Origin of the sequence: Metabacillus mangrovi (assembly GCF_009711125.1) — a bacterium.
In the GTDB taxonomy this organism is placed as follows: domain Bacteria; phylum Bacillota; class Bacilli; order Bacillales; family Bacillaceae; genus Metabacillus_B; species Metabacillus_B mangrovi.
In genome coordinates this window covers 715,203-727,327 of the sequence record NZ_WMIB01000001.1, presented here as the reverse complement: position 1 = coordinate 727,327, position 12,125 = coordinate 715,203, and the positions used below count along the sequence as shown (strand labels likewise).

Annotated in this window: 13 protein-coding genes and 1 other RNA gene; 12 read left to right on the top strand and 2 right to left on the bottom strand. The window is 48.3% G+C overall.

Translation table 11 applies throughout. The features are described 5' to 3' along the window. The first annotated feature begins 51 nt into the window (after positions 1-51). The 3 genes from ssrS to GKZ89_RS03885 all read left to right on the top strand — a co-directional run bounded on the left by ssrS (position 52) and on the right by GKZ89_RS03885 (position 2,035). Positions 52-238: non-coding RNA, 6S RNA (gene ssrS, locus GKZ89_RS03895), on the top strand. Between the two features lie 90 nt (positions 239-328). Next, the gene (locus GKZ89_RS03890) at positions 329-1,096 is read left to right on the top strand and encodes a tRNA threonylcarbamoyladenosine dehydratase (RefSeq protein ID WP_155111030.1); all 768 of its coding nucleotides are present in this window, start codon (positions 329-331) and stop codon (positions 1,094-1,096) included. Positions 1,097-1,288: 192 nt separating this feature from the next. Further along, the gene (locus GKZ89_RS03885) at positions 1,289-2,035 is read left to right on the top strand and encodes an SDR family oxidoreductase (RefSeq protein WP_155111029.1); all 747 of its coding nucleotides are present in this window, start codon (positions 1,289-1,291) and stop codon (positions 2,033-2,035) included. 48 nt (positions 2,036-2,083) lie between these two features. On the opposite strand, the gene GKZ89_RS03880 is transcribed toward GKZ89_RS03885, so the two are convergent. Next, the gene (locus GKZ89_RS03880; RefSeq protein WP_155111028.1) at positions 2,084-3,361 is read right to left on the bottom strand and encodes a replication-associated recombination protein A; all 1,278 of its coding nucleotides are present in this window, start codon (positions 3,359-3,361) and stop codon (positions 2,084-2,086) included. A gap of 322 nt (positions 3,362-3,683) precedes the next feature. Between GKZ89_RS03880 and cymR the strand changes: the two genes are divergently transcribed. The 5 genes from cymR (at position 3,684) to recD2 (ending at position 9,607) form a co-directional block, all read left to right on the top strand. Further along, positions 3,684-4,100: a cysteine metabolism transcriptional regulator CymR gene (gene cymR / locus GKZ89_RS03875; RefSeq protein ID WP_155111027.1), complete on the top strand. Its 417-nt coding sequence runs from the start codon at positions 3,684-3,686 to the stop codon at positions 4,098-4,100. A 68-nt stretch (positions 4,101-4,168) separates the two neighbouring features. Continuing rightward, positions 4,169-5,311, top strand: coding sequence for a cysteine desulfurase family protein (locus GKZ89_RS03870; RefSeq protein ID WP_155111026.1), 1,143 nt, complete (start codon positions 4,169-4,171; stop codon positions 5,309-5,311). Positions 5,312-5,327: 16 nt separating this feature from the next. Next, positions 5,328-6,443, top strand: a complete 1,116-nt coding sequence (gene mnmA, locus GKZ89_RS03865) for a tRNA 2-thiouridine(34) synthase MnmA (protein WP_155111025.1) — start codon at positions 5,328-5,330, stop codon at positions 6,441-6,443. Positions 6,444-6,543: 100 nt separating this feature from the next. Beyond that, positions 6,544-7,206 carry a tetratricopeptide repeat protein gene (locus GKZ89_RS03860; RefSeq protein ID WP_155111024.1) on the top strand — a complete coding sequence of 221 codons (663 nt, stop codon included), beginning with the start codon at positions 6,544-6,546 and terminating at the stop codon, positions 7,204-7,206. Positions 7,207-7,246: 40 nt separating this feature from the next. Further along, positions 7,247-9,607, top strand: coding sequence for an SF1B family DNA helicase RecD2 (recD2, locus tag GKZ89_RS03855; RefSeq protein WP_155111115.1), 2,361 nt, complete (start codon positions 7,247-7,249; stop codon positions 9,605-9,607). Between the two features lie 25 nt (positions 9,608-9,632). Here recD2 and GKZ89_RS20970 read toward each other — a convergent pair whose 3' ends face one another. After that, positions 9,633-9,782, bottom strand: a complete 150-nt coding sequence (locus tag GKZ89_RS20970) for a hypothetical protein (protein WP_164502875.1) — start codon at positions 9,780-9,782, stop codon at positions 9,633-9,635. 140 nt (positions 9,783-9,922) lie between these two features. Here GKZ89_RS20970 and GKZ89_RS03850 point away from each other — a divergent pair, with 140 nt between their 5' ends. From GKZ89_RS03850 to GKZ89_RS03835, 4 genes are all read left to right on the top strand, one after another. Continuing rightward, a complete protein-coding gene (locus GKZ89_RS03850) occupies positions 9,923-10,405 on the top strand; it encodes a PRC-barrel domain-containing protein (protein ID WP_155111023.1) in 483 nt (160 codons plus the stop codon). 12 nt (positions 10,406-10,417) lie between these two features. Beyond that, positions 10,418-10,606, top strand: a complete 189-nt coding sequence (locus tag GKZ89_RS03845; RefSeq protein WP_155111022.1) for a hypothetical protein — start codon at positions 10,418-10,420, stop codon at positions 10,604-10,606. Positions 10,607-10,714: 108 nt separating this feature from the next. Beyond that, positions 10,715-10,852 carry a YrzQ family protein gene (locus tag GKZ89_RS03840; protein WP_155111021.1) on the top strand — a complete coding sequence of 46 codons (138 nt, stop codon included), beginning with the start codon at positions 10,715-10,717 and terminating at the stop codon, positions 10,850-10,852. Positions 10,853-10,888: 36 nt separating this feature from the next. Continuing rightward, positions 10,889-12,088, top strand: coding sequence for a nuclease-related domain-containing protein (locus GKZ89_RS03835; RefSeq protein WP_155111020.1), 1,200 nt, complete (start codon positions 10,889-10,891; stop codon positions 12,086-12,088). The last annotated feature ends 37 nt before the right edge of the window (positions 12,089-12,125 follow it).

The window sequence follows — 12,125 nt, the reverse complement described above, 5'->3', positions numbered from 1 at the left end:
CCAGCTTGAAAATGGAAATCAGGTAGCGTATAATGATGGAAAAGACGGGGCGAAGTCCTGATGTGTTCGTTGTATACCTTGTATTTTGACCGAACATTTTTTGATTGGGAGCCTGCGTTTTTGGAATGAGTGAATGCCTTCCTCAGGGAGGACTCGCGAATTTTCCAAAACAGGGCACCCACCTGCTGAGTGCGGGTTCAAGACAAGGAATGGACATGACGGCACGATTGGGACTAAGCCCATCTGCAAATAGCCGACAACCTGCATGGGCGTTCAAGCTCATGCAGTTTTTTGTGATACATCTTAATCTTTTATTGGAGTGAAAACTATGCTGCATCAATTTTCCCGTAATGAACTCGCCATCGGAAAAGAAGGCATTGATCTTTTAAAAAACAGCACGGTAGCTGTGCTTGGCATCGGCGGGGTCGGTTCTTTTTCTGCTGAAGCCCTTGCACGTTCCGGAGTCGGAAGACTGGTGCTCGTTGACAAGGATGACGTGGACATCACAAACGTAAACCGGCAAATCCATGCGCTCGTTTCGACGGTCGGCCAGCAAAAAGTGGAACTGATGAAAGACCGGGTAAAGGAAATCAACCCGGAATGTGAAGTCATCGCGCTGAAAATGTTTTATACAGAAGAGACTTATGAAGAATTTTTCAGCTACGGACTTGATTATGTGATTGACGCATCCGATACCATCTCTTATAAAATTCATTTAATGAAAGAATGCTTACAGCGGAACATCCCGATTATCTCGAGTATGGGAGCGGCCAATAAAACAGATCCAACCCGGTTTAAAGTGGCCGATATCTCTAAAACCCACACCGATCCGATCGCGAAGGTGATCCGTACGAGACTGAGAAAAGAACGGATCCATAAAGGCATCGAAGTGGTTTTTTCAGATGAAAGCCCGATCGTAATCCGCGAGGACGTCAGGAAAGTCGTAGGCAAAGAGGATGCGCCGATCCGGAAAGCGAAAATGCCTCCATCCTCCAATGCCTGGGTACCATCCGTCGCAGGCCTGATCATGGGCGGGCACGTGATCATGAAGCTTTTAAAAGACATTCCCATCAGCAGAGTCAACGACAAAGCATAACCTCTCTAAACGTCACAAATAACGGAACTGGTGTCCGCCCGGATAACAAACCGGACACACAGATTCCGTTATTTTTTTTGCCCTGCATTGCAACGTAAACCGGGATTTCTCCTCATCAATGTTCTCCTTTCTTTTACTTCCGGCCCAATAGGGGTATAGACAAGAAGATGCATACAAAAGGAGAGATTTTTGATGAAATCAATTAAAGGAAAAACAGCCATTATTACAGGAGCCAGCAGCGGAATCGGAGAAGCCGTTGCGAGAAAGCTTGCTTCAGAGGGAGCAAATGTGGTACTAGCAGCAAGAAGAGAAGACAAGATCCGGGAGCTTGCTGATGAATTGAAGGGTTCCTATTCAGCTGAAGTACTGGCTATCACGACAGATGTTACGTCCAAGCAGGATGTAGAAGATCTGGTAAAGCAAACGAAAGAGGCATTCGGACAGGTTGATATTTTGATCAACAACGCCGGAGTCATGCTTCTGTCCTTCCTTAAAAACGACATGGTCGACCAGTGGGAGCAGATGGTCGATGTGAATATTAAAGGGGTTCTCTTCGGTGTCCACTCTGTACTGCCGGGCATGCTTGAGAAAGGTACAGGTCACATCGTGAACATTTCTTCCGTTGCCGGACATGAGGTCATGCCTTCTTCTGCCGTATACAGTGCCACGAAGTATGCAGTGCGTGCGCTGTCTATGGGTATGGAAAAGGAACTAGCCGATACACCGGTAAGGGTGACGAATATTTCTCCGGGAGCCGTTGAAACGGAGCTCCCATCCCACATCACAGATGAAGAAGTGCAGGATCTGTTTAAAGACATGCTCTCCGGTGTAAAACCGCTTGACTCCGTTGATATCGCAGAAGCGATTTACTACGCGCTGTCCCAGCCGGATCATGTGGATGTTAATGAAGTGATCATCAGACCCGTGAATCAGGGATAATAGAACTGTAAACAGGGGAACGCCATGATGCGTTCCCCTGTTTTTATGTCAGCTTTTTTTCTGTCCGGTCAGTTTCTGGTAGATCAGGGCAAGAGCCTGTTCAAATTTGCCGGTGTTCTTCGGCTCATAATAGGTTTTATGCTTAAGCTTGTCCGGCAGATATTGCTGCTGCACCCACCCGTTCTCATAATCATGAGGATATTTATAGGTCAGACCGCGGCCGAGTTTGGCTGCTCCCTTGTAATGGGCATCCTTCAGGTGAGCGGGGACATCTCCCGATTTGCCGGCCCGGATGTCTGCAAGCGCAGCATCCAGTGCCTGATAGGCGGAATTGGACTTGGGTGACAGGCAAAGTTCAATCACAGCATTGGCAAGCGGAATCCGTGCTTCTGGAAACCCAAGCCGTTCCGCCGATTGGATCGCCGCAAGAGTGCGGGCGCCGGCCTGGGGACTCGCAAGGCCGATGTCTTCATAGGAGATCACAAGAAGCCTGCGGGCGATGCTCACTAAATCACCTGCTTCAATCAGCCGTCCCAAATAATGAAGGGCCGCATCCACATCCGATCCGCGGATCGATTTTTGGAAAGCAGAGAGTACATCATAATGCGCATCTCCGTCTTTATCATGGGCGAACGCTTTTTTCTGCAGGCACTGTTCTGCCGTCTTCAGATCGATTTCAATGACGCCATCCTCATTCTCGGGTGTAGACAGAACCGCGAGCTCCAGTGCGTTCAGAGAGGAGCGCACGTCTCCGCCGCTTCCGGAAGCCAGGTGATCAAGTGCTTCAGGGGAAACCTTTGTCTTCTGTGAGCCAAAACCGCGCTCCTTATCCGCCAATGCGATCTCGATGGCTTCCTTTATCTCTTCTTCGCTCAGGGCTTTCAGTTCGAAAATCTGGCATCTGCTCCGGATCGCCGGATTGATGGCGTGATACGGATTGCTCGTAGTCGCCCCGATCAACACAATCCTTCCATTTTCCAGGTGAGGGAGCAGAAAATCCTGCTTTGCTTTATCAAGCCGGTGCACCTCATCCAAAATCAGAATGACCTTCCCTGACATTTTTGCTTCTTCCGCTACAATCTCCATGTCTTTTTTATTATGGATCACAGCGTTCAATGTCCGGAATGCCGTTTCCGTACTCCCGGCAATAGCTGTGGCTATGGATGTTTTTCCGATTCCTGGAGGGCCGTACAGGATCATGGAACTCAAATGCCTGGCCCTGACCATTCTGGAAATAATCTGCCCTTCCCCGACCAGATGCTTTTGGCCGATGATTTCATCCAGGACACGCGGTCTCATTCTATACGCTAAAGGCTTCACTCTCATCGCTCCTACTTTACCTCGTCTATTTTCCATTTTACTAGGAATAGGGATCGCCTGCAGGTGTTTGCTGCCGGGGCATAAATTTTGCAATGCACCGCTGAATTCATTATAATATGGCAATCAGTCCAGCAGTTTTCAAGCGGACACCCTGCAGAATATGGTACAATAATATAGGTTTTATCTGCTTTTTTACAAGCAATGGCTTTTAGACGAATCAGAATCCGTCTTAACCGGATTTCTCATTATATAAAAACAGCAGAAATCCTGCTGCTTTAGCGCATTTATGAATATCCAGTATACTATGCTATTGATTGGGGTGTCTGCTTTGAAAATTTCGACGAAAGGCCGTTACGGTCTTACTATTATGATTGAACTGGCGAGAAAGCATGGGGAAGGTCCGACCTCGCTTAAAAGCATCGCCCAGACGAATGACCTGTCCGAACATTACCTGGAGCAGCTGATCGCACCGCTTAGAAATGCCGGGCTTGTGAAAAGCATCCGCGGTGCATATGGGGGCTACGTTCTCGGGGATGAGCCCGAAAACATTACGTCGGGGGACATTATCCGCGTACTGGAAGGACCAATCAGCCCGGTCGAAGTGCTGGAGGACGAAGAGCCTGCCAAGCGAGAGCTGTGGATCCGGATCCGCGATGCGGTCAAAGATGTACTTGACAGCACAACACTAGAAGACCTGGCCAGCTATTCCGACGGAGACCAGGAAGCCTATATGTTTTATATTTAATCCCTGCTGCGGAATCCTGCTGCTTTTCAGCCGGATTCCAGCAGAGCCGGAAGGCAAGAGGTGAAAACATGTCACGAATTTACCTGGATCATGCGGCCACTTCGCCGATGCATCCTGAGGTTATCCATACAATGACGTCCTTTATGGCAGAAGCGTTCGGGAATCCTTCCAGCATTCATGCCCATGGAAGGGAATCCAGAAGACTCTTGGATCTTGCCCGTGACGAGATCGCTTCTCTCATTGGAGCACAAGCCGGTGAGATCATTTTCACCAGCGGAGGAACGGAAGCGGACAATATGGCGATCCTCGGAGCAGCCTATGCGATGAGGGAAAAAGGAAACCATATTATCACGACCTCCATTGAGCATCATGCCGTCCTTCATACGTGCCGGTTCCTTGAAAAAGAGGGGTTTCGCGTAACGTACCTGCCGGTAGACCGGAACGGCGTCATCTCGCTTGAAGATTTTAAAAACGAGCTGTCTCCGGACACGATTTTAGCGACCATTATGTATGGAAACAATGAAGTGGGCTCCCTGCAGCCGATCTCAGAAATCGGTGCTGTTCTGGAAGGCCATCAAGCTGTATTTCATACAGATGCTGTACAGGCGTTCGGTGTGCTCAAGCTTGACGTCAAGGAATTGAAAACGGATCTGCTGTCGGTTTCCGGCCATAAACTGAACGGGCCAAAGGGCATCGGTTTCCTGTATGCGAAATCAGGGATAACACTGAAGCCGCGTGTTTTTGGCGGGGAACAGGAACTGAAGCGGCGTGCAGGCACCGAAAACGCAGCAGGTGCAGCAGGGCTTCATAAAGCCGCGCTTTTGGCAGAAGAGACCAGGGAAAAGAAGGTCTCTGAATACAAAGAAATGAAGTCTGAAATGATTGAGGCATTTAACGCTGCCGGAATTGCCTACGACATAAACGGGTCGTTTGAAAACAGCCTTCCACATGTGCTTAACGTCTATTTTCCGGGAACGAATGTAGAATCCCTTCTCGTGAACCTGGATATAGCCGGCATCTCCGCTTCGAGCGGATCGGCGTGCACAGCGGGTTCCATTGACCCTTCACATGTACTGACAGCCATGTTCGGCAAGGATTCGGACAGGCCTGCATCCTCCATCCGCTTCAGCTTCGGATTGGGAAACACGGCTGATCAGGTAAGCGAAGCGGCAGCTAAAATTGCTGCGATTGTTAAAAGACTGACAGCTTAGAATAGAGGTGAGAGAAATGACTAAAGCACCAAAAGATACCCGCGTTGTAGTCGGCATGTCAGGAGGAGTGGATTCCTCTGTGGCGGCATTGCTTTTAAAAGAGCAGGGCTACGATGTCATCGGCATCTTTATGAAAAACTGGGATGATACGGACGAGAACGGTGTTTGTACGGCTACAGAGGACTACAATGACGTCATCCGTGTCTGCAATCAGATCGGCATCCCGTATTATGCAGTGAATTTTGAAAAACAATATTGGGACAAGGTGTTTACCTATTTCCTTGATGAATACAAAGCGGGCAGAACACCAAACCCCGACGTTATGTGCAACAAAGAGATTAAATTTAAAGCATTTCTTGAACATGCCGTGTCACTCGGGGCAGACTATCTTGCCACGGGCCACTATGCAAGAGTGGAGGAGCAGGATGGCGTATTTAAAATGCTTCGGGGAATCGATGAAAATAAAGATCAGACGTATTTCCTGAACCAGCTCGGCCAGGAACAGCTGTCGAAGGTCATGTTCCCGCTCGGCGGAATGGACAAATCCCGTGTCCGCGAATTGGCGAAAGAAGCAGGACTCGCGACCGCTGCCAAAAAAGACAGTACGGGCATCTGCTTTATCGGAGAACGGAACTTCAAAGAGTTCCTTGGAGGCTACCTGCCTGCGCAGCCGGGAGAAATGCAGACGCTCGGCGGCGTAAAGATGGGCAGGCATGACGGATTGATGTACTATACGATCGGCCAGCGCCACGGTCTTGGCATCGGCGGAAGCGGCGAGCCGTGGTTCGTAGTCGGCAAAGACCTGAAACGCAACATTCTTTTTGTTGATCAGGGCTTCCACAACGACTTACTCTACTCGGATTCCATTATTGCAACAAACATCAGCTGGGGCTCCGGTAAAGCGCCGGAGGGAGATCTAGACTGCACAGCTAAATTCCGCTACCGCCAGAGTGACAACAGGGTAACAGTGACGATGCTTGATGATTCGACTGCGAAAGTGACGTTCGCAGAGCCAATCCGGGCTGTTACGCCAGGACAGGCAGTTGTTTTTTATGATGGAGACGTCTGCCTCGGCGGCGGAACGATCGATGAAATATTCAAAAACAGTGAAAAATTAATGTACGTCGGGTAAATGCAGCTAGGACTGCCTCGAAGAAGCTCAGCCAAAAGATTGGTACAGGCGGATTCTGAGCGGTCCTCTTTGCATTTTACATACAGGAAGGGGAACGAGCATGGATAAGAACCTGCTGGGTATTGAAGCGATGAAAAATGGAGAGCTTGAAAAAGCTGCCCAATATTTTACGGAAGCCATTGAAAACGATCCATCCGATCCGGTCCTTTACGTCAATTTCGGCAATTTGCTTGCCTCTGTTGAGGAATTTGAAAAAGCCGGAAATTTTTTCAGCAAAGCACTCGAGCTCGACCCTCGTTCCGCGGCTGCACTATATGGAAAAGGGAATGTTGCATATGAAAAAGGAGATTTTGATAAAGCGGCAAAATCCTTTACGGCAGCTATGAACGAAGGCCTTGAAGAAGCCGATGCTTACTTCATGACAGGGATGTCCCTCGTTCAGATGAATAAGGAACGTCTTGCTCTCCCTTATTTTATGAGAGCGGTCGAAATGAACAGTGAAGATGCAGATGCCCGTTTTCAGTACGGACTGTGCCTCGCTTCACAGGGAGAAATCAGCAGGGCGGCACGGGAGTTTGAAACGGTTATCAGCCAGAACCCCGGCCATGCCGATGCTTATTATAACCTGGGTGTTGCGCTGTCGTTTGAAGAAAAAACAAAGCAGGCATATGACATGTTTTCCAAAGCCGTTCAAATCCAGCCTGACCACGTTCTGGCACTGAACGGAAAGAAGATTACAGGAGATGCTCTGAAAGAGTCCTGATGCAAGCAGGGAAGGAGAGGTGATGGGAATGCAGCTGACAATGGACGGACTATCTGAAGGCCAGAATGAGAATAAGCCTTTCGTAAAAGGAATCATTAAAGCCGTCATCTTCCATAATGAGCAAAATCTGTATACCGTTCTGAAAGCGAGGCTGCTTGAATCCAATCTCGAATTTGACGAAAGAGATGTGACCGTCACCGGCTATTTCCCTCTCCTTACGGAAGAAGACACATACATATTTTATGGAACGGTGAAAAATCATCCGAAATTCGGCATGCAGTTTCAGACTGAGCATTTCCGAAAAGACCTTCCGAACACAGAAGAAGGGATCGTTCAATATTTGTCGAGTGACCTTTTTAAAGGCATCGGCAAAAAAACAGCAGAGATTATTGTCGGCCACCTGGGCACACAGGCGATCTCAAAAATCATGCAAGATCCTGCTGTGCTTTACAAGATCCCTAAAGTGAACAAGGAAAAAGCGAATATTCTCGCTCAAGTTCTGAAACAGCACCAGGGACTGGAACAGATCATGATCTCCCTTTCCCAATTCGGCTTTGGTCCGCAGCTGTCCATGAAAATTTATCAGGAATATCAGGATGAAACACTGGAACGGATCCAGGAGAATCCTTTTCAGCTCGTTAAAGATATAGAAGGAATCGGCTTTGGCAAAGCGGATGAACTGGCCCACCATCTCGGCATATCAGGCAGCAGTCCGGAGAGAATCAATGCAGCCTGCCTGTACTCCATTGAACAGTCGAGCTCTCAGGAAGGTCACGTTTATTTAACTAAGGAACAGCTGATTGGGAAAACAAAACAGCTGCTTGAAGCATCCGGGAGAGGAGCGATCAGTGCAGATCACATCGACTCCCAGATTACGGCACTCGCCGATGGAAAGCAGCTGATCGAGGATGAAGGGAAAATGTATTTCCCAGTTCTCTATCACTCGGAAAAAAAGGTGGCGGAGCACATCCAGCAGATCCTCCAGCAGGATGAATACGATGAGCTTTTCCCAGAATCTGAATTCCTGCTCTCTCTTGGCAAGCTTGAAGAGAGGATGAAGGTGGTTTATGCACCGAGCCAGAAAGAAGCCATTCAGCGTGCCCTCATGACGCCGATGCTCCTGCTGACAGGGGGGCCGGGAACAGGAAAAACCACCGTCATCCGCGGGATTGTCGAACTGTATTCCGATCTGCACGGCTGTTCGCTTGACCCGGGGGACTACAAAAAAGATGAACCCTTTCCCATCCTTCTCGTAGCTCCGACAGGGCGCGCAGCGAAGCGGATGAGCGAATCGACCGGCATGCCTGCCGTTACCATCCACAGACTGCTCGGCTGGAACGGATCGGAGGGCTTTGACCGGAATGAAGACAACCCGATTGAAGGCAAGCTTCTAATAATCGATGAAATGTCGATGGTCGATATTTGGCTGGCCAATCAGCTGTTCAAATCACTGCCTAAGAAAATCCAGGTCGTCATGGTAGGGGATGAAGACCAGCTTCCTTCTGTCGGCCCGGGACAGGTTCTGAAAGACCTTCTTGCCTCCCAGGAGGTGCCGACTGGGAGGCTGACGAGCATCTACCGGCAGGCGGAAGGCTCTTCGATCATCGAACTCGCACACCATATTAAAAGCGGGAGGATCCCCCCCAACCTGAAAAACCAGACATCTGACCGTTCCTTTATCAACTGTGCATCAGGCCAGGTAAAAGAAGTCGTTCGGAAAGTAGTGGAAAACGCCAAAAAGAAGGGGTTTACGGCCCGCGATATCCAGGTTCTCGCTCCCATGTACAGGGGCCCGGCCGGCATCGACCAGCTTAATATCCTGCTTCAGGACATTTTTAATCCTGCATCTGAGAATAAGCGCGAAATGAAGTTCGGGGACACGGTTTACCGGATTGGCGATAAAGTGCTTCAACTCGTCAATCAGCCGGAAAGCAACGTGTTCAACGGAGATATGGGAGAGATTGAATCCATTTTTTACGCGAAGGAAAACACGGAAAAGGAAGATCTGATCGTCGTCTCCTTTGACGGAAACGAAGTGACTTACACCCGCGGCGATTTTTCACAATTCACCCATGCGTATTGCTGCTCCATCCATAAATCGCAGGGCAGTGAATTTCCAATTGTCGTTCTGCCCGTCGTCAAAAGCTACTACCGGATGCTCCGCCGCAATTTGATCTACACAGCCATCACCCGCAGCAAAAAATTTCTTATTATGTGCGGAGAGGAAGACGCATTTGTGCGCGGCATCCAAAACAAAGATCAGCTTGAACGGCAGACATCACTGAAGGAGCGGCTTGGTATCACAGCAGAAGCAGAAGATGAACTGCAAAAACTGCTTCCTTTTGATGTCAGCAACGCCATGATCGGCATGGAAAATGTGACTCCTTTTGACTTTATGTAAAAAACCAGCCGGGGAGGCTGGTTTTTTAATTGAACATCGGCAGGATATAGTTGATTAAAAACCATATGATCCCAAAGAAAATGAGTAAATAGGCCGCGTATTTAATAAAAGTAGAAGCGACAAGACTTGAATTGGTTTTTTTCTCCCTTACTTCAACATTGCGCTGCTCATCCATTCGACCACTTCCTCACTAAGTTTGTTACTTAATACCTCTTTTTCAAAAAAATGAAACCGCTTGTAATGGAAATCCTTTCGCCGTATGACTTCGAACCGGCGGAAGAATCATAAGAGTGTTCGGAAAGGTGGGAGATCATCTTGCGGACATTCGGAACAGTAAAAGGACTTCCGGTTTTTGATGCAAGAAACGCTAACTGCCTTGGGAAAATTGCTGACGTTGTGATCAGCGCAGACGGTAAAGTATCCGGACTTGTGCTGGACGGCAGAGGACTATTCAGGAAAGACCGCTTCATACCGCTCGCCTCCATCGGCTCCGTCGGAGAGGATGGCGTGATGATTCAGGATACCGAAATGCTTCAGCCGCTTGCAGCAGCAAGAGAAGGCTACCGGTTCCACGGGCACGGGCAGCTGCTGAATAAAACCGTCTACTCCAGCTCAGGTGAGCAGCTCGGCCTGCTGGAGGACGTATATTTTTCAGAACAGCTGGGCACAATCGTAGCATATGAACTGACAGACGGCTTCTTCGCAGATTTAGCAGAGGGCAGAAAAAAAGTAAATCCTCTCACCGAAGAATTCACCGTAAGCAAAGATGCCATTGTCATGAATGTGATACAAGAGTGAGGTGTGCCCGGTATGTTAAAATGCCCGAACTGCCAATGCAAGGACCTGGGAAAAATAGGCGTCAACCAATATTATTGCTGGGGCTGTTTCATCGAGCTGTCCGTCTCTAAAGGAATGATCCTGACTCATCAGGTTGAAGAAGACGGAACGCTGAGCTCGCTGGACGACCTGTTTGATGAGCAAGACCGCACAGTTATTTAGTACGGGAGAATATAGCCCGTTGAATGGGCAGACCCCCGGAGCGGGCAGGATGACTTGACTGCCCGGTCGGATTTCGCCATCTAAACGAAATTAAAGGAGGAATACACCATGAACCGCACAATGACCTCATTAATTTCCATGGGCGTCGGCGCCGCTGCGACCTATGCTATGAGCAACCGCAAGCGCATGAACACCCGAAAAATGAAAAAGAACCTCCAGCGCTCAATGAGAAAGATGTTTGACTGATGGGAACCCCCCGCCCGGTATGGGCGGGGGGTTTTTTTGTGGGGTTTTAGTGTGCCAAGTTGGTGTCGAAAAAACAGGTATTGTGTCGTTAAATCGCTTTTCGACATTGTATTGAAGTCTATCGACACCATAAATCACTCAATCGACAAGTTATTGAACGCAATCGACAAAATACATCACGCAATCGACACGGCTCTAATTTTTTTTAAAAAAAAGGAGCCGAATCAGCCCAGGTCGAATACTACATGTTATGAAAGGAGCAATTCGATGATCATAAAACCTCTGTCTTACCCCCTCGCTTTAAAGCAGCTTGAAGCAATCCAAAAAAGGCTGCCTCCGGAACATCCAAAAGCAGAAAAAGTAAATCAGCAGCTCATGATGAAATCAGCCGGCTACAAAGGAGAAAAAAATCTAGAATACCCGTTAAGTTTTTTGGACTCCGATACGTATTCAATCTTCTTTGACCTCAGGCTGTTTGATGGAAAACACCACTTTCAAATGGATGCGCTCATCCTGTCTTCCAGTTTTATCGTTATTCTTGAGGTGAAGAATATTGCTGGGACTCTCTATTTTGATACTGGTTTTAATCAGTTAATCCGGACGTACAATAATACCCAGGAATCCTTTCCTGACCCCCTAATTCAAATTAAGCGTCAGGAAGCTCAATTTACAATTTGGTGCAAGCAGCAAAGTATACCGGAAATTCCTATTCATTCATTTGTGGTGATCAGCAGCCCGAAAACTATTTTGACAGCCTCTCCGGATCAGCCTCCGCCACACCATTCTGTAATCCCAAATTTAATGGTCCATAAAAAAATTCTGGAACTGACCAATAAATTCTCCGACAACCTGATCCTTGCTCACGAATTACATCAAGTGGGTCTAAAATTACTTGCGAACCATAGCTCGGCCAAAGTCAACATGCTCCAGACCATGCAAATCGAAAAGTACGAGATTCAGCCTGGTGTCATATGCGATCATTGCAGGTTCCTCCCTTTAGAATATGTGAGGAGACAAGGGTGGAAGTGCAGCAGATGCAGCAAGTATACAATTGATGGTGCTCAAAAAGCACTGAGGGATTACGGCCTTATCATCAACCGCAGAATCTCTACGAAAGATGCTAAATTGTTTTTAAAGACAAACTCAGGGCCATTGGTGAGATCTCTGTTCAAAAGCATGGATCTTTATCCGGTCGGACGTTCGCGTTCATATCAATATGTCATCCCCCATGCATAATCCCCCCGCCATCCTCCCAAACTAAACCCGGAGGAAT